Origin of the sequence: Barnesiella sp. ET7 (assembly GCF_024733785.1) — a bacterium.
Classification (GTDB): Bacteria; Bacteroidota; Bacteroidia; order Bacteroidales; family Barnesiellaceae; genus Barnesiella; species Barnesiella merdigallinarum.
Window position 1 is genome coordinate 350,335 of record NZ_JANRHM010000001.1, and the last position, 17,209, is coordinate 367,543.

A 17,209-nucleotide genomic window follows, 5' to 3' on the forward strand; every position below is an offset into this window, starting at 1 on the left:
AATAGTGAATGCTATTTTATAATCAAAAGATAAATCGAAGCATTCACAAATTTCCTCTTTGGCAAATTATTTCAAAAACTCTATTTTTGTATAAACAAACTACCGATAGAAGATGTGCGAAATTGAAGCTATCCAAAACTACCTGATCAAACATAACGCCGCGTGCATCGACCCCAAGGCCGCCCTCATCGACATGGACGGCGTGCTCTACGACTCGATGAAAAATCACGTCGAGGCCTGGTATCGCACCCTCACGCCCATGGGCATCCGCTGTACCCGCGACGAGTTCTACCTCCACGAAGGCCGGACGAGCAGCAGCACCATACGCTGCCTGTTCGAGAAGCAATTCGACCGGCATCTCTCCGACGAGGAGTGCGCCCGCATCTACGACATCAAGAAGAGAATCTTTGCCGAACTGCCCGAAATTGTCCCCATGCCGGGTGCCGACCGCATGCTGCAACGCCTCCTGGCCAACGGCATACGCCCCGTGCTCGTCACCGGGTCGGGGCAGAGTTCGCTGCTCGACCGCCTCGATCGTGACTATCCCGGGGTATTTGCCCCCGATTGCAAGGTGACGGCCTTCGACGTGAAGATAGGCAAACCCAACCCCGAGCCCTACCTGATGGGGCTGACCAAGGCCGGCGTCAAGGCCAACGAGGCCATTGTCATCGAAAACGCCCCGTTGGGTGTCACGGCCGGTGCTGCCGCCCGGGTATTCACCGTAGCCGTCGATACCGGACCCATCGAGGCCCAGGCCCTCACCGAGGCCGGTGCCGACCTGGTGTACCCCTCCATGCCCGACTTTGCCGACCGGGTAGACCACCTCATCGAAATCCTGCGTACCACCAACCGATAACCCCCTTTGCCCTATGGAGCCGCAAAAACTGATATTTACCGCACAACCCGGCGAGGCACTCACTCGTGAAATCGAACGCATCGCCCCCGACAACCTCTTTGTCCTCTGCGACACCCACACCCGGGCCCTGTCGTTGCCCCTGGTGGCCGAGTCGCTCCCCCCATCGACCCGCTACATCGACATCGAGGCGGGCGACACACACAAGACCCTCGAGGCTCTCGCCCACGTGTGGGACGAACTGAGCCGCCACGGGGCCAGCCGCAAGTCGCTACTCGTGAATCTGGGCGGGGGTATGGTCACCGACCTGGGCGGATTTGCCGCCGCCTGCTTCAAACGGGGCATCCGGTTTATCAACATGCCCACGACCCTGCTGGGCGCCGTCGATGCGGCCGTAGGGGGAAAGACCGGAGTCAACTTCAACGGACTGAAAAACGAAATCGGCGTCTTCCGTCCGGCCGATACCGTAATCATCTCCACCCGGTTCTTCCACACCCTGCCCCACGAAGAGCTGCTCTCGGGCTATGCCGAGATGCTGAAGCATGCCCTCATCGACAGCCCGGACTCCTACCGGGCCCTGCTCGACTTCGACCTCGCGACCCCCGACTGGGACCGTCTGCTCCGGTTGCTCGAAGAGTCGGTGCAAGTAAAACAACGCATCGTTGCCCAAGACCCCCTCGAGACCGGCATACGCAAAGCCCTCAACCTGGGGCACACCGTAGGACATGCCTTCGAGAGCCTGTCGCACCGACGGGGTACGCCCATCCCCCACGGCTATGCCGTAGCCTGGGGACTCGTGTGCGAGCTGCTGCTCTCGCACCACTACCTGCAATTCCCTTCCGACCTCATCACCGGCCTGGCCCAATACATCTACCGCCACTACGGAGCCTTTGCCATCACCTGCAAAGACTACGAAACCCTCTACGAACTGATGACCCACGACAAGAAAAACGAGGCCGGACACATCAACTTTACCCTCTTGCAGGCCATCGGTCACCCCGTTATCGACCAGCATGCCGACAAGGAAGAGATATTTGTTGCCTTCGACCTCTATCGCGACCTGTTTAAATTATAAATTTATCTACTCTCATTTACAATCAGTTATGAGAAATAGCAAAAAAAGTTGCAAAAAAAGCCCACAAAAATTTTGTCATTGTAAAAAATAGAGCTACTTTTGCATCACCAAATCAGCGGGGTGTAGCTCAGCCCGGTTTAGAGTACGCGTCTGGGGGGCGTGTGGTCGCAAGTTCGAATCTTGTCACCCCGACTGAATGAAAGGCTTGATAATCACTTGATTATCGAGCCTTTTCTTTTTATCCTCACCTACCCCGCACCCCGCGGGAGGGCTGCATAAGGGGGAAGGGAACAACACCGATACTCTGAAATTCATACCCTACTCCTACTTTTGATTGCAATCGGCAAAGACCGGTAGAAATGCAAAACATTCATAATGCGGGTACAACTATCCACAATCTATCTATTTCGAAACAGGCGCAAAAGAGTTATTTTTGTAGAGCTAAAAACAAACACTATGAAAGTTTTACTGATTAACGGAAGCCCCCACAAAGAGGGGAATACCTTCATTGCCTTGTTGGAAGTGGCCAAGACTTTGGAAGCCAATGGTATCGAAACCGAAATCGTATCCATCGGCGCCAAGGCGGTTCAAGGGTGCATCGCCTGCGGACGCTGTAGAGAGTTGGGCCGGTGCGTATTCAATGACGAATTGTACAACCGGGTGAGAGAACAGCTGGAGGGTGCCGACGGCATCGTGATAGGGTCGCCGGTCTATTATGCCGGTCCTAATGGTTCGCTGTGCGCATTGCTCGACCGCCTGTTCTACTCCGCCGGATCATTGCTGGCCTACAAGCCGGCAGCCGCGGTTGCCGTGTGCCGCCGCGGAGGAGCCAGCGCCACCTTCGACCGGCTGAACAAATATTTTACCATCAACAACATGCCGGTAGTCTCGTCGCAATACTGGAACAGCGTGCACGGCCGCACTCCGGGCGAGGCCTCGCAAGACATCGAGGGGCTGCAAACCATGCGTACCTTGGGCCGCAACATGGCGTGGATGTTGAAGAACCTAAAGCAGGGCGGAGAACCCATTCCCGAGCAAGAGCCGTGGACGCCGACCCACTTCATCCGCTAATACATTCTCCTCATCGGTCCCGACTGGGGCCCGCTACATTATATAAATATTATATAGTAGAGCAATATGCCGACACCCCCCGCTTGTAACCGATAGAGAAGAGAGTCCAGAATTTTGTCTAAATACCCGGGCAAAATTCTGGACTCTCTTTTTCGGCAGCAAACAGAATCGAGCCGTCCCATACAGCCCCTGTCCCCTCCCTTTGAAGAGAGCCCTAAAAGGCCTACTTTATCTATCATGAAACACTCCAACTCGAGATAACCCCCTCATCAACAAGGAATCGTCTCAATTACGCTTTTATTTTAATTATACATTGGAAACACTTTTTATATTTAAAAAGCGAACTTCTACCAGAAAATTTACTACTTTTAAATATCTGAAAGAAACACAAAGACTCGAAACGACACTAAATTATCCTTAATAATCTATATCAAACCATGTAATTTTAATCGTTATGAGAAAAACATTTTTAGGAGTACTCGTTTTTATGAGTCAACTGATTTTCGCTCAAGGGATTGAGGTAATCAGTACCCAAGCTCTCAAACTCGACGGGCAAGGCGCATTTCTCCCGAAAATAAGTCCCAAGGGAGATTATATTCTGGTAACCGGCGACGACATGAGCGGGTTAAGAAAATTCGATCTCGCCACCGGCGAGCTCTCCACTATCACCAACGACCGCAGCGCAGGCTTCAACGCACAATTTGCCGGCGACGGCTCGATGATTGTCTACCGCACAAGCGAATACAAAGGCCGCTTGCGCTACTCTTCGCTGAAAAGCCTCGACTTGAAAACCGGTGAGACCAAGCAACTGATCAAACCGACCCGCAACCTCGAAGGGGTGAGCGTCGAAGGGGGTACGGTGCTGGCCGTAAACAATGGCAAACTGGTGACCAAACGGCTCTCGGGCGAGAGACTGAAAACGGTTCCGGCTATCCCCAGCATCAAAAACAGCCAACTCTACATCACCGTCAACGGCAAGACTCGCCAACTTTCGCCCAACGGCACCAACGTGGGCTATCTGTGGCCTTCGGTTTCGCCCGACGGCAGCAAGTTGCTCTACTACGTCATCGACGAGGCCAAAGCCTATGTCTGCAACATCGACGGCTCCAACCCCGTTTCGCTGGGCACCCTGCGCGCCCCGGTATGGATGGGCAACGACTGGGTAGTAGGCATGGTCGACTACGACAACGGCGAAGTTGTGACCTACTCGCAAATATTTGCCGTCACGGCTCAGGGGACGAACCGTACGGCTTTGACCGACCAATCGCAAATCTGCATGTATCCTTCGGCATCGGACGATGCTTCGAAAATTGTTTATACCACTCAAAACGGAGAAATTTATTTAATGAAAGTCGCAACCTCTAAATAATTATCACCATGAAACTCAATAAACTTCTTGGAACTGGTTTGGGTGTAGTGTTGGCCCTGTCGGCCAGCGCAAGCGACCTGAACGAAGCTCGTATATACATCAACCCGGGACACGGCGGCTGGGGACCCAACGACCGCCCCATGGCCACCATCAACTATGCACAATTAGACACGCTCGGTTTCTTCGAGACCAACACCAACTTGGTTAAGGCTCTCTCGCTGAAAGACGAGCTCGAAAAAGCCGGTGTGGGATACGTACGGATGTCGCGTACCGTAAACGGAGTGGTTGCCGAGGGTGACAAGAACAGAACCGAAAACGACCAATATACCGAGACTCAACCCGGCGAAAGCGGCACGCAACAACTGGTTACCCTCTCGGTAATCACGCAAGATGTCGAGGCCAACAACATGGACTACTTCATCTCGATACACAGTAATGCGGCCACCGAAGGCACCAGCACCAACTACCCGCTGCTGCTCTACCGCGGTACCGACGATGCCTCGGGCAACGGACTGACCAATGCCCGCGAGATGGCTCTCGATGCCTGGCAGTATGTCAACAAAAACGACATCACCTACAAATCGGCCTATACCAGCGAAACGTCGAACAACAGCCGGGGCGACATCTCGTTCTACGGCAGTTCATCGACCAACAGCATGGGCTACACCGGCTATCTGGGCGTGCTGAAACACGGCTGCGACGGGTTCCTCAGCGAAGGGTGTTTCCACACCTACCAACCCGAGCGTCAACGCCTGCTCAACAAAGACTATTGCAAGCAAGAGGGCGTACGCTACGCGCGGGCCATCCGGGCCTGGTTTGGCGACAACAGCGAGACGCAGGGCTGCATCATGGGTACCGTGAAAGACAAATACAACAGCCTCGAAAACGACCTGTATAACTACAAGGTAAACTCGGTCGACGCCTATGCACCGCTCAACAACGTGACCGTGGTTCTGCAGGATGCCGACGGCCAGGAGGTTGCCCGATACACCACCGACAACGAGTATAACGGTGTATTCGTATTTACCGACCTCGAGCCCGGTACCTACAATCTGGTATTCGACATCGAAGGCTTCTGGCCCGAGACCGAGCCCATCGAAGTGGTGGCCAACGAAACGGCCTTTATCAACCAACGCCTGACCGACCTCGAGCACGAGGAACCCTCTGACGAAGAGGTGGTAGAAGAGGTTCTCGACTATCCGCATCCCGAACAGGATGGCGATATTGCCGCTGCCGGCTACTACAACTTCACCAAAGACCTCGAGCTCAACGACGTGGCTGCTCTCGAGGGCCTCACCGTACGTCGGGCTATCCTGCGCGACAACAAATACTATGTGCTGGCTGTCGATGCCGACAAGGCTCCCAAGCTGATGGTACTCGACCCCGCCACGGGAGCCCTCATCAAAGAGATGAGCACCGAGGGCATCGTGACCGAAGGCTACAACGGTAAGACCATGCCCTACGTCCTCTCAGACATCGGCTTCACCACCGATGGTGCCATTATCGGTACCAACTCGACCATCATCGGTAAAGAGAACAACGCATACCAGACGGGCGACTTCTACGTATACAAATGGCAAGGCGACGAGACTACCGCTCTCGAGGATGCCAAACCCGTCGTGCTGGCTACCCTGGCCACCAATACCAGCAACAGCCTGGCCGCATCGGGCAACAACAACTCCAACTTCATTGCCAACACCATTGCCGTGAGCGGCTCGAGCGACGAGTTCCAACTCTACTTCGACTCGCACCCCGGCAACGACTGGACCACCGACTACGACATGCGCTACCTCTGCTGGAACTTCAAGAACGGCGAGTGGATTGGCTTCCAGAAAAACAATGCCGACTTTACCGCTCCCCAAATCGGCGAAGCCGCCCAAATCGTACTCTCGCCCCTGGCCAAGAGCCGCTTCATCATCGACGGTACCATCACCAAGCCGCAAGAGTTCATCATCGACTGGATGAGCGAAACGGGTGTCATCCTGGCCGAATTCTCCGAAGATATTCCGGTTGAATCGAAGGGTGCCAACTACTTCCGCTATGCCGACAAGATTTACATGAGTGCTCCCGTCTGCGAAGAGAACGAAGGCACCTACTCCTATAAAGTTCGTCTGTACGATGTAACCAACGGCATCGACCACGCCCAGAACGTAGGCGATACCGAGGCTGCCATCACCTCGAGCGAACTGCTGCCGATGAGCAGTGCAGGCGTAGTCGACAATGCCGACATCGACCTCTACCTGATGGTAGGCAACGACGTGGTACGCTACACCACCAAGGGGGTAGAACAAGCCGCATCGCCGGCCCGTATCTATGCCTACGACCTCTCCTACACCGAGAGCGAAAGCAGCTACACCATCCACTTCAAACTCAACGAAGACGCTACGGCCGTCGACCTGCTCCTCACCAATCCCGAGAGCGGCGAAACGGTAGAGACCATCTCGCTGGGTGCTCTGGAAAAAGGTGAAAACGAAACCACCATCAGCCGCACCGAACTGCCTGCCGAGCAACTCAACTGGAGCATCAAGGCTACGGCCGACAACGTGACCCGCTTCACCAAGGTTTCCGACGACAGCGCTCTCTATCAATACTACGCCCCCTACGGTGTAGCCATCGACAAATCGCCCGAGAGCGACTACTTCGGACGCATCTACGTGACCAATACCGCAGCCGGTACCGTCAGCGCCGGTAACCCCGCACAAGCACAAACCTCGAGCGTAGGCGTATATGTACTCGGTGCCGACATCAGCGACATCACCAACCAAGGCTCTACCGCCTACAAGGGCACCATCTCGTGGAGCGGAACCACCGGTATGGGTCCCCGCAAAGCTGCCGTAGCAGCCGACGGACGTGTATTCCTGTGCGACGCCAGCGCCGATAACGCCGGTATCTACTACATGGATCCCGAGACCTTCGAAATCGCTACCCTGTTCCCGGGTGCCACCAACAACGCAGGCAGCCTCTCGATTGGCGGTACCTACGTATGCGGACAAATCACCGCTGTGGGTGTGCGTGGCGAAGGTGCTTCGACCCAACTCTATGCCGTAGACAAAACGGCTTCGGGCTCTTCGTGGAGAAAGTTTGTCAACGTCTACAACATCGGCGAGAGCAACACCTGGACGGCCGCTCCCAACGAGTCGAAGGCAGCCAGCAGCTATGTAGGCAACGACAACAGCAGCGTGGTACCCGTTTCGACCGGTTACTGGGCAGCCAGCTACCGCGGTGCCGGCAGTAACTCTACCGCCAACCCCTGTATGTTCTATTACAGCGACCAATACGGTGATGCCGTATTCAACTCGGCCGAACCCAACATCATCAGCGAATCGTCGCAAAACGGTGCTTTGGCCGTCAACGAGAAAGAGTCGCTCGTGGCTCTGAGTGTCAACGGCGGCGTAGGCATATACTCCTACAAGATGAAAGAGGGTATCCCCGAAGTAACCGAAGAGTTCAAGATTGTGATGCCCGAAATGGGTGGCTATGTCAACGACTTCGAGTTTGACTATGCCGGTAACCTCTACGCCGTTTCTAACTCGGGCGAACGCCTGTCGATATGGGCCATGCCTACCTCCGACAACAGCTGCATCACCCCGGCCAAGAAGTCGCTCGTACTCAACAGCGTCTACACCGGCATCGAGAATACGGCTGTCGTTACCCGCATCGCTCCCAACCCCACGACCGGTCTCATCCACATCTCGGCTGCTGCCGAAATAGAGACTGTCGAGGTTTACAACATAGCCGGTGCTCAAGTAATGCGAGTAGCTAACGTAGGAGCCAACACGGTTTCGATCGACCTCGCCGATCTGGCCAGCGGCATCTACTTCGTGAAAGTAAACAACGGCAAGGCCGTGAAGGTAATCAAGAGATAACCACTTTTTTCAATAGCAATCCGGCCGTCGTGCGACGGCCGGGCCTCTCTTAAAACCCTCAAGGGGTTGTGCCGATACGAAATCGGGCACAACCCCTTGCAGTTTATATATACCAAAGGATTCTACAACGCGACACCCGCTACTTCGAACGGCGCAGGAAATCCAGCCGCACAACCGGAATCAACCGGACTTTGAAGCTGTGCCACAGCCCCGTGTGGGTCTGGCGCAAGGCCAACACGGCAAAGCCCAGCGAACAGAGCGAGCAGACGAAGAAGATGAGCCCCGTGGTCGTGAGAATGTCGCCCAACCCTACCAGGGGCGAGACGATGCCGCCGAAAGCGAACCCGGCAGCCCCGAAGAGGGCCGAAGCCGTGCCCGAGTTGGCCCGCTCGCAATCCATGGCCAGCGTCGTGCTGGCCGTGAAGGTGAGTCCCAGCGCAAAGAGTAGCAGGAAGAGCAATGCCTCATACACCGCAAAGCTGCACCCCAGACCAAGGGCCGCAAACTCGATGACCGACAGCAGAGTCATACCCACACACCCGGCAAACATGGCGTGCTCGGGATTGCTGAATTTCACCGACAGCCCGGCAGCCACCCCGATAGCCAGGGCATTGATGCCGAAAAAGAGGCTGAACTCGAAAGCCGAAAAGCCGTAGTGCTGCTGCATGATGAAGGGCGAAGAGGAGATATTGGCGAAGAGCACACCCATGGCAAAGCCCATCTGCAGCACATAGTAGAGATACCGCCGGTTGCGCAGCACCGTCCCAAAGGTGGTCAGCAACCCCTTCACGCTGCCCCGCTTGCGGAGGTCGACCGGCAGCGACTCCTTGAAATAGAGGTTACCCAGCAACAGCAAAAAGCCGATAACCAGGAGCACCATGAAGATACCCTTCCACCCGATCGAATCGGTAAGGAATCCGCCCAACACCGGCGAAGCGACAGGTGCTACCCCGTTGATGGCTCCGATGATGGCCATCGCCTTGGCCAGATCCTTACCCGTAAAGAGGTCGGTAGCGATGGAGCGCGACACCACGATACCGCCGGCTCCGGCCACACCCTGTATCAGACGGAAGAAGATGAAGCTCTCGATCGAGGTCGATAGCAGACAGCACACCGTCGACACGATAAAGAGTGCCATGGCGGCCAGCAGCGGCGAGCGACGGCCGTAGCGGTCGCTCAACGGACCGAAAAAGAGTTGGCCCAAAGCCAACCCGATCATACTCGACGTGAGGCCCAACTGAACCATCGAAGCCTGCGTGTTGAAATAGCCCACCATCGACGGCAAACTGGGCAGATACATGTCGGTCACAAAGGGACCGAAGGCCGTCAATGCCCCTAACAGTACAAATAAAAAGGGGCCTGTATTTTTACCTTTCATAACTTTACCTTTAAAAACCGTGACAAAATTACCAAGAATGTAGCCTCATCTCTACACCGACAACCTGGTTATTAACCTTTTTTCAAGGTTGCCCCTTCATCCAGAGCTCCCGCCCCGTCGCCCCCCCCCGCGAGAATGCGTGAAAAAATTTTTTTTATTTAACCCTATTCTCTCCTTTCCGGTGCTCATATTCCCGGAAAGATACCGTATATTTGTTGCTCAAACTTTTGAAGATGAAAAAAATAATAGGACTTTTAGCGGCAGTCATGCTGCTCTCCATAGCGGGTGCCCAGGCCCAATCCTACAACACCAAAAGCCTGGGTGTGTCTGCCGGATACCTGTTCGAAAGCGAAAATGCTCAAGGGGGTATCTTCCTCCACCTGCCCATTGCCAGGAACTGGCGGGTAGCCCCTTCGGTCAACTATACCTTTTCGAACCACAAGCGCAACAACCTCGAGATCAATGGCGACGTTCACTACCTGGTACCCTTCGCCGGACGCTTCTCGTTCTACCCGCTGGCCGGTATCACCTTCCAGAGCTGGCGGGGCAGCGGCCTGCAGACCGACAAGGAACTGTCCAACACCATCAACAAATTCGGCATCAATGCCGGTGCCGGCTTCGAGATGAATCTTTCGCAACGGCTCGACCTCCACATCGAGGGTAAATACATCTTTATCGACCGGTTCCACCAGGCCAACATATCCATCGGTCTGGGGTATAAATTTTGATTTTTCCATGCCGTTGTCGTCGCCTCCTCTGCGCATTCATGTGGTATCGCTGCAGGTGCCCTTTCCCCCCGATTACGGAGGTGTAATCGACATCTACTACAAGCTGCGGGCTCTCAAAAGCGCCGGCTACGAAGTGCTGCTGCATACCTACCAGTACGACCGGCAGCAGGCACCCCAGCTCGACCAGGTGGCCGACCGTGTCTATTACTACCCGCGCGACCGCTCGTTTACTCGTCAGTTCTCGGTCGACCCCTACATCGTCTCGAGCCGACAGTCGTCGCAACTGCTCACCGACCTGCTGGCCGACGATGCCCCCATCCTCTTCGAGGGGATACACTGCTGTGCCCACCTGGCCGACCCTCGCCTGACCAGCCGCTGCAAACTGGTGCGCATGCACAACGTCGAACACGAATACTACGACGGGCTGGCCCGCAAGGCCACCGGCTGGCACCGCCTCTACTACCGGATAGAGGCCACCCGGCTGAAACGCTACGAGGCTATACTCTCCCACGCCGACGCCATCCTGGCCATCACCGAGAGCGACCGTTGCTACTTCGCCTCGAAGTATCCGCAAGTCGCCACGCTGTGGCTGCCCGCCTTCCAGGCCCACGACCGGGTGGCCCCCCTCTCGCCCAAAGGCGACTACATGCTCTACCACGGCAACCTCTCGGTCGAAGAGAACATCGAAGCGGCCCAATACCTGCTGCAACAGGTGGTACCCTCCACCCCGGGCACATCGTGGGTATTTGCCGGGAAGAACCCCGCCGACCGGCTGGCCCGCCAGATTGCCGCCACCCCGGGAGCCCGGCTCGTGGCCAACCCCTCGGACGAGGAGATGGAGCGCCTCATCGGCGAGGCGGCCGCCAACGTACTCATCACCTTCCAGCCCACGGGCCTGAAGCTGAAACTGCTCCACGCCCTCTACACGGGGGGCCACTGCATTGTCAACAGCAAGATGCTCGTCGGCACGGGTCTCGATCGGGCCTGCCTCGTAGCCGACACCCCGCAAGCCTTGAGCCATGCTGTAGCCACGGTACTGAAGAGCCCCTTCGACCACCAGGCCCGCGAGCGGCGCATCCGCCTGCTCGAGCCATACGACAGCGCCCGCAACATTGCCCGGCTCACCCGACTACTCACAGAAAAAACGCTCTGAACAACCGACAACGGCTATCAGAGCGTCTTCCGGACAGGTAAATCCTCCCTGGACCCATAACACCATACAGTAGCTATTTATAATCTTTCAGCATCTCCTGCAACCGCTGGCGGGCAAAAAAGATGCGGCTTTTGACGGTGCCCAGCGGCAAATCCATCTTCTCGGCAATCTCGTGATATTTGTATCCGGCCACATGCATGGTAAACGGCACCCGGTACTCCTCGCTGAAACTGTTGATGGCCTTGGTAATCTCCTGGACGGTAAACGACCCTTCGGGCGAATCAAAGCCCGAGTCTTGCGGCAAGTTCAGGTGATACAGGTCCTCGGTCTGGTCGATAATGGTCTGGTTGCGTACCACACGGCGGTAGTTGTTGATAAAAATATTCCGCATGATGGTAAACACCCAACCTTTGAAATTCACGTTGTCGATATATTTATCTTCATTATCGAGAGCTTTGAGCGTGGTATCTTGAAGCAAGTCCTTGGCCTCTTCCCGGTTAGCCGTAAGCATGTAGGCAAAATTCAACAGATTGTCTTGCAGATCGAGCAATCGGTCCTGAAATTTTAGAGAGTTCATATTTGATAATTTTTCTGATGATTTTTGTAATTCTTGTAATCTCTGTCTACTCTTCTACTACTACTTTGTATTACGAAAATTCATCGAAAATCTACTATCAACTACTACTTATCTGAAATTCCATGTTCTTTACAAAAGGCCTCGGGGTTTAAATCATTCCCAAGTAAAGTTTAAAAATTCCTGTTTTCGCAAAATACAACCCAATAATATCGGTTCTGACTATTTTTTATTTACTTTGTAACATGTTTCTTGTCTTTTCAGTTTTTGTTTCTTGATAATAAACACTTTTGTTTATGAAAAAGTTTCACAAACCGCTATTTTTTCTCGCATTATTTTTCTGCCTCTTCGCAGCAAATGCACAAGACACTATATACCAGATAGATATAGACAAGGAGATAGGCAGCACCACCTGGCGATACCTGCGTACCGGCCTGCACCAGGCCCGGGAGAACGGAGCCAAGGCCGTCGTTCTCAGGCTCAATACCTACGGCGGGACCGTCGTACATGCCGACTCCATGCGCACCGCCATCCTCAACTGTCCCCTGCCCGTCTATGCCTTTGTCGACAACAACGCCGCATCGGCCGGAGCCCTCATCGCCATTGCCTGCGACAGCATCTACATGCGCTCCAGCGCCAGCATGGGGGCCGCCACGGTAGTGAACGAGACGGGGGCCGCCATGCCCGACAAATACCAGTCGTACATGCGCGCTACCATGCGCGCCACGGCCGAGGCGCATGGCAAAGACTCGACCGGCAACTGGCGGCGCAACCCGCTCATTGCCGAGGCGATGGTCGACGAACGCATCGTGGTGCCTCACCTGTGCGACTCGGGCAAGGTGCTCACCCTCACGGCCAGCGAGGCGATAGCCCAACGCTACTGCGAGGGGACGGTCGAAAGCGTCGACGAACTCATCGCCCAACAGCTGCACCGCAACCGCTACACCCTGCAACAGTTCGAGCCCTCGCTCTTCGACGAGATTGCCGGCTTTCTCACCAACCCCGCGCTGCAGGCCATCCTGGTCACCCTCATCTTCGGCGGCATCTTCATGGAGCTGAAGACCCCGGGCGTAGGGCTGCCTGCTGCCGTGGCCTGCACCGCCGCCGTACTCTACTTCGCCCCGCTCTACCTCGACGGACTGGCAGCCAACTGGGAGATTCTCATCTTCGTCGTGGGCGTCATCCTGCTCATCTTCGAGATATTTGTCATCCCGGGCTTCGGCATCGCCGGCATCTCGGGTTTCACACTCATATTCGCAGCCCTCGTGCTGGCACTGGTGGGGAACGTCAACTTCGACTTCGAGTTCGTCCCGGGTCGGGAGATAGGCCGCGGGCTCATCACCGTCTCCGCAGGCTTCATCATCTATTTCGTGTTGCTGCTCCTCTTCTTCAAAAAGCTCACGAGCAAAGGCCCCATCGGCCGGCTGGCCCTGAACTCGGCTCAGGATAAGGACGAGGGCTACATAGGTGTACCGCCCGAACTGCAACAGTACATCGGCCAGACGGGCGAGGCGGCTACCATCCTGCGCCCCTCCGGCAAAGTGGTCATCGACGGCACCCAGTTCGACGCCGTAGCCCTGCACGGCTATATCGAGCAGGGAGCTACCGTGCGGGTGGTCAAGTATGAGAACGCTCAACTCTATGTGGTTGAGGTAAAATAAAAAGAGAAATCAACAACGCTATAAAAACAACTACCGATATGAAATTCATAGGCATCATTCCGGCCCGCTACGCATCGACCCGATTCCCCGGGAAACCGCTGGCCGACATGAAAGGGAAATACATGATTCAGCGGGTATACGAACAGGCCCGCAAAGTGCTCGACCACGTGTGTGTGGCCACCGACGACGACCGCATCTTCAACGCCGTACAGTCGTTCGGCGGAGAGGTGGTGATGACCTCGGCCCAACACCGCAGCGGCACCGACCGCTGCTTCGAGGCCTACCGCACGCTGGGCGGTCACGAAGATGTAGTCATCAACATCCAGGGCGACGAGCCCTTCATCAAACCCGAGCAGATCGAGAGCCTCATCGCCTGCTTCGACTCGCCCCAAATCCAGATTGCCACCCTCGTGCGGCCCTTCGAGGCGGCCGAGGGATACGAAGCGCTGGCCAACCCCAACTCGCCCAAAGTGGTGCTGAACGAGCGGCACGAGGCCCTCTACTTCAGCCGCTCGGTTATCCCCTACCTGCGAGGTGTGGAACCGGCCGAATGGCTGGCCCGCCACACCTATTACAAACACATAGGCATGTATGGCTACCGAGCCGACGTGCTGGGCCAAATCACCTGCCTGCCCCAGTCGTCGCTCGAACTGGCCGAATCGCTCGAGCAGCTGCGCTGGCTGCAAAACGGCTACACCATCAAGGTAGGTATCACCACCCAGGAGACTATCGGCATCGACACCCCGGCCGACCTGGAAAAAGCTATCGCATTACTGCCATGACCACGACTCTCGACCGCATAACCCCTCCGCCTGTGGGGGCATTCCCTCCGCTCGCCCTGCCCGAGCCCCAACGCTATCGCCTGACCAACGGCATCGAAGTGACAGTCTGCAACCTGGGCGACGAAGAGGTATGCCGCGTCGACCTCATGTTCGACGGCGGCTACTATGCCGACATCCGGCCCGGCACAGCCTCGCTCACCCTGCTCATGCTCAAGGAGGGGGCTGCCGGCAAAAGCTCCGAAGCGATAGCCGAGGCCTTCGACTACCACGGGGCCTGGCTGCAAACCACCACATCGAGCCACTACCAGTATGTGACCCTCTACACCCTCAACCGGCATCTCGACACCTGCATCGGTCTGCTGGCCGACATCGTGACCAGCCCCGACTTCCCGCAGCCCGAGTTCGACCGGCTGAAGGAGCGACGCATCCAGCAACTGCTCGTGCAGAACGAGAAGGTCGACTCGCTGGCCTCCGACACCTTCCTGGCACAGATTTTCGGCAGCGAGCACCCCTACGGACGCATCGTCACCCCCGCCCACCTCGAGCGCATCGTCACGGACGACCTCCGGGCCTACCACCGCCAGCACATCCGCCCCGACCGATGCCACATCTTCGTCGCCGGCAAGGTGACCGACCGCCTGCTCGACAACCTGGAGCGTCACTTCGGCCAAACGTGGCACGGACCCGCCGACAAGCCGACGCCCGACCCCGTCTACCCCATAGAACCGGCCAGTCAGCACATCGCCATCACCCACAAGGAGCACGCCCTGCAATCAGGCATCCGGCTGGGACTGCCGGTCATCAATCGCGACCACCCCGACTTCTTCGCCCTCAAGCTGCTCTGCACCGCGCTGGGCGGATACTTCGGCAGCCGCCTCATGTCGAACATCCGGGAGGAGAAGGGCTACACCTACGGCATCTCCTCGTCGGTAGCCGCCATGCGATACGGCAGCTACCTGGTCATCTCTACCCAGACCGGCACCGAGTTCACCCGCCCCCTCATCGACGAGGTCTTTGCCGAAATCGAGCGGCTGCGCCACGAACCCATCCCCGCCGACGAGCTGACCGTTGTCAAGAACTACCTGCGCGGCGACATGGCCCGCACCCTCGACTCGCCCTTCTCCATTGCCGACTACTACCTGTCGCTCCAGGCCAACGCCCTCACGACCGACTACTTTGCCCGGCAAGACGAGGCCATCCGCCGGCTCACCGCCAACGACCTGCTCGAGGCGGCCCGCCGCTATCTGGAGCCCGACCGCTTCTACATAGCCGTAGCCGGCGACCGCGAGAAGATTCCCGAGTTGTCGCTACCCCGATAACCCGACCTCCGACCCATAAAAAAATCCGGTCCTGCAACCATCTGCAGAACCGGATTTTTTTGCGGCACCCTCACCCGTCGGCACTACCGCAGCACCAGCCGGCGGGGCGAGCCGCTCCACGAGCAGCCCATGCAATAGACCGTCTCGAGGTCGAACCCTTCGAGGCTCTCGCCCTCGTTGCGAGTCACCACCCGATAATCGTCCGTCACATAGACCGACCGCCGTTCGCCCCCGCTGTTCTTCACATACAGGGCCGAGACCTTACATTGCGGGCACAGCAACTTTCTCATCATTCATGCGTTTTTACGATTACACAAAAAAATACCCCGACAGGAACAGAGTTTCTATCGGGGCAATTCTTTTCAATCACAACAGAGGTTTTAACTCAACGATCGATTATTCTCTTTCGCCCAGTTTGTCGTCCAGGAAGAGGACACCCGATTCGTCTTTGCAGCGTTTCAGTTTCTCAACGATGTTGAGAGCGGTAGCCTCTTCTTCAACCTGCTCGCGAACATACCCCCAGAGGAAGTCTTGAGTAGCTTTATCTTTCTCGGCCGAAGCTACGTTGACCAACTCGTCGATCAACGAAGATACGTGGCACTCGTGTTGATATACGTTCTCGAAAGCATCGAGCACGTTTTCCCACTCTTGAGGAACTACGTCGATTTTATCCACTTTAGCTACACCGCCACGTTTAGCCATATAGTCGGCCAAATCGTAAGCATGCTGCAACTCTTCCTGCGATTGTTTACGCATCCAGTTGGCAAAACCGTCGTATCCCAATTTCTTGAAATAGAACGACATCGACAGATAAAGGTTCGACGACCACATCTCGGCCGTAATCTGTACGTTAATGGCTTCTTGTAATTTCTGTGAGATCATAATGCTATGTTTTTAAGTTTAATATTCAGTTTTCAAAACCACAGAGAGTACTACAAAAATTGTACCACCCGCCAACCGGGCGGCCTATATGCCCCACTGTCAGTATCCCAGTATCGCTCCGCCCCCATTTTCATGCCGTATTTTCGCCGTCGGCGCCATCTTGTCCGATTCCCGACGTGGACATTTTGGCAGGCCACGGCCGGCACGACCTGGATACCGCATCGCAGCGCGGTAGGACATGAACGGGTATTCCTGGGGCGCGGTATGACATCGACTCCCCTCCACGTGCAGTATGCCCAAGCCTCTGCATCGTAGCGATAGACTCCGCCTTTATCGGGCCGGGAAGAGGCCAGCCGACCGAGGAGCGAGGGCGAGGACTGTCTGAGCGCAGCGAGTTCCGCAGCCCCCGAGGACGGCGCCAGCCGACGACCGACAAAGCCCGATAACAGCGGCGGCGCTTCTTGGTTCGTTCTTCTCGCTGCTGAGAAGAATGAACAT

The 17,209-nt window shown here is 56.1% G+C and carries 14 protein-coding genes and 1 tRNA gene; 11 read left to right on the forward strand and 4 right to left on the reverse strand.

Translation table 11 applies throughout. The features are described from left to right. The first annotated feature begins 112 nt into the window (after positions 1-112). From NW211_RS01330 to NW211_RS01355, 6 genes are all read left to right on the forward strand, one after another. Positions 113-856, forward strand: coding sequence for an HAD family phosphatase (locus NW211_RS01330; RefSeq protein ID WP_087409018.1), 744 nt, complete (start codon positions 113-115; stop codon positions 854-856). Between the two features lie 13 nt (positions 857-869). Then, positions 870-1,928 carry a 3-dehydroquinate synthase gene (gene aroB, locus NW211_RS01335; RefSeq protein WP_258326660.1) on the forward strand — a complete coding sequence of 353 codons (1,059 nt, stop codon included), beginning with the start codon at positions 870-872 and terminating at the stop codon, positions 1,926-1,928. A 116-nt stretch (positions 1,929-2,044) separates the two neighbouring features. Continuing rightward, a tRNA-Pro gene (locus NW211_RS01340) sits at positions 2,045-2,120 on the forward strand. Between the two features lie 264 nt (positions 2,121-2,384). Next, positions 2,385-2,999 (forward strand): flavodoxin family protein, encoded by a 615-nt coding sequence (locus NW211_RS01345; protein ID WP_258326661.1) that lies wholly within the window; start codon positions 2,385-2,387, stop codon positions 2,997-2,999. A gap of 487 nt (positions 3,000-3,486) precedes the next feature. Further along, positions 3,487-4,368 (forward strand): hypothetical protein, encoded by an 882-nt coding sequence (locus NW211_RS01350; protein WP_241147844.1) that lies wholly within the window; start codon positions 3,487-3,489, stop codon positions 4,366-4,368. A gap of 8 nt (positions 4,369-4,376) precedes the next feature. Beyond that, entirely contained in the window at positions 4,377-8,234 is a 3,858-nt protein-coding gene (locus NW211_RS01355; protein WP_258326662.1) for a T9SS type A sorting domain-containing protein, read from the forward strand. A 139-nt stretch (positions 8,235-8,373) separates the two neighbouring features. Here NW211_RS01355 and NW211_RS01360 read toward each other — a convergent pair whose 3' ends face one another. Next, the gene (locus NW211_RS01360) at positions 8,374-9,612 is read right to left on the reverse strand and encodes a multidrug effflux MFS transporter (RefSeq protein ID WP_258326663.1); all 1,239 of its coding nucleotides are present in this window, start codon (positions 9,610-9,612) and stop codon (positions 8,374-8,376) included. Positions 9,613-9,845: 233 nt separating this feature from the next. Between NW211_RS01360 and NW211_RS01365 the strand changes: the two genes are divergently transcribed. Next, the gene (locus NW211_RS01365) at positions 9,846-10,340 is read left to right on the forward strand and encodes an outer membrane protein (RefSeq protein ID WP_143240957.1); all 495 of its coding nucleotides are present in this window, start codon (positions 9,846-9,848) and stop codon (positions 10,338-10,340) included. 7 nt (positions 10,341-10,347) lie between these two features. Next, positions 10,348-11,493 carry a glycosyltransferase family 1 protein gene (locus NW211_RS01370; protein ID WP_258326664.1) on the forward strand — a complete coding sequence of 382 codons (1,146 nt, stop codon included), beginning with the start codon at positions 10,348-10,350 and terminating at the stop codon, positions 11,491-11,493. A 73-nt stretch (positions 11,494-11,566) separates the two neighbouring features. On the opposite strand, the gene NW211_RS01375 is transcribed toward NW211_RS01370, so the two are convergent. Then, positions 11,567-12,070 (reverse strand): RNA polymerase sigma factor, encoded by a 504-nt coding sequence (locus tag NW211_RS01375; RefSeq protein WP_258326665.1) that lies wholly within the window; start codon positions 12,068-12,070, stop codon positions 11,567-11,569. Positions 12,071-12,363: 293 nt separating this feature from the next. Between NW211_RS01375 and NW211_RS01380 the strand changes: the two genes are divergently transcribed. From NW211_RS01380 to NW211_RS01390, 3 genes are read left to right on the forward strand one after another with little or no spacing between them, the layout of a single operon-like run. Beyond that, the gene (locus tag NW211_RS01380) at positions 12,364-13,728 is read left to right on the forward strand and encodes a nodulation protein NfeD (protein WP_258326666.1); all 1,365 of its coding nucleotides are present in this window, start codon (positions 12,364-12,366) and stop codon (positions 13,726-13,728) included. A gap of 38 nt (positions 13,729-13,766) precedes the next feature. Further along, positions 13,767-14,510, forward strand: coding sequence for a 3-deoxy-manno-octulosonate cytidylyltransferase (kdsB, locus tag NW211_RS01385; RefSeq protein ID WP_258326667.1), 744 nt, complete (start codon positions 13,767-13,769; stop codon positions 14,508-14,510). Then, positions 14,507-15,829, forward strand: coding sequence for a pitrilysin family protein (locus tag NW211_RS01390; protein WP_258326668.1), 1,323 nt, complete (start codon positions 14,507-14,509; stop codon positions 15,827-15,829). Before kdsB ends, NW211_RS01390 begins: the two co-directional genes overlap by 4 nt. An 83-nt stretch (positions 15,830-15,912) precedes the next feature. Here the strand turns inward: NW211_RS01390 and NW211_RS01395 are convergent, their stop codons facing one another. Both NW211_RS01395 and NW211_RS01400 read right to left on the reverse strand, forming a co-directional pair. Next, complete coding sequence (locus NW211_RS01395; RefSeq protein WP_258326676.1) at positions 15,913-16,119, reverse strand: hypothetical protein; 207 nt, start codon at positions 16,117-16,119, stop codon at positions 15,913-15,915. Positions 16,120-16,225: 106 nt separating this feature from the next. Beyond that, positions 16,226-16,711: a ferritin gene (locus tag NW211_RS01400; RefSeq protein ID WP_087409007.1), complete on the reverse strand. Its 486-nt coding sequence runs from the start codon at positions 16,709-16,711 to the stop codon at positions 16,226-16,228. Between the last annotated feature and the right edge of the window lie 498 nt (positions 16,712-17,209).

What these genes read in the sequence shown, in the direction of transcription:
- NW211_RS01330 (WP_087409018.1), top strand. Translation starts at nt 113, where the DNA reads ATGTGCGAAATTGAAGCTATCCAAAACTACCTGATCAAACATAACGCC.
- aroB (WP_258326660.1), top strand. Translation starts at nt 870, where the DNA reads ATGGAGCCGCAAAAACTGATATTTACCGCACAACCCGGCGAGGCACTC.
- NW211_RS01345 (WP_258326661.1), top strand. Translation starts at nt 2,385, where the DNA reads ATGAAAGTTTTACTGATTAACGGAAGCCCCCACAAAGAGGGGAATACC.
- NW211_RS01350 (WP_241147844.1), top strand. Translation starts at nt 3,487, where the DNA reads ATGAGTCAACTGATTTTCGCTCAAGGGATTGAGGTAATCAGTACCCAA.
- NW211_RS01355 (WP_258326662.1), top strand. Translation starts at nt 4,377, where the DNA reads ATGAAACTCAATAAACTTCTTGGAACTGGTTTGGGTGTAGTGTTGGCC.
- NW211_RS01360 (WP_258326663.1), bottom strand. Translation starts at nt 9,612, where the DNA reads ATGAAAGGTAAAAATACAGGCCCCTTTTTATTTGTACTGTTAGGGGCA.
- NW211_RS01365 (WP_143240957.1), top strand. Translation starts at nt 9,846, where the DNA reads ATGAAAAAAATAATAGGACTTTTAGCGGCAGTCATGCTGCTCTCCATA.
- NW211_RS01370 (WP_258326664.1), top strand. Translation starts at nt 10,348, where the DNA reads ATGCCGTTGTCGTCGCCTCCTCTGCGCATTCATGTGGTATCGCTGCAG.
- NW211_RS01375 (WP_258326665.1), bottom strand. Translation starts at nt 12,070, where the DNA reads ATGAACTCTCTAAAATTTCAGGACCGATTGCTCGATCTGCAAGACAAT.
- NW211_RS01380 (WP_258326666.1), top strand. Translation starts at nt 12,364, where the DNA reads ATGAAAAAGTTTCACAAACCGCTATTTTTTCTCGCATTATTTTTCTGC.
- kdsB (WP_258326667.1), top strand. Translation starts at nt 13,767, where the DNA reads ATGAAATTCATAGGCATCATTCCGGCCCGCTACGCATCGACCCGATTC.
- NW211_RS01390 (WP_258326668.1), top strand. Translation starts at nt 14,507, where the DNA reads ATGACCACGACTCTCGACCGCATAACCCCTCCGCCTGTGGGGGCATTC.
- NW211_RS01395 (WP_258326676.1), bottom strand. Translation starts at nt 16,119, where the DNA reads ATGAGAAAGTTGCTGTGCCCGCAATGTAAGGTCTCGGCCCTGTATGTG.
- NW211_RS01400 (WP_087409007.1), bottom strand. Translation starts at nt 16,711, where the DNA reads ATGATCTCACAGAAATTACAAGAAGCCATTAACGTACAGATTACGGCC.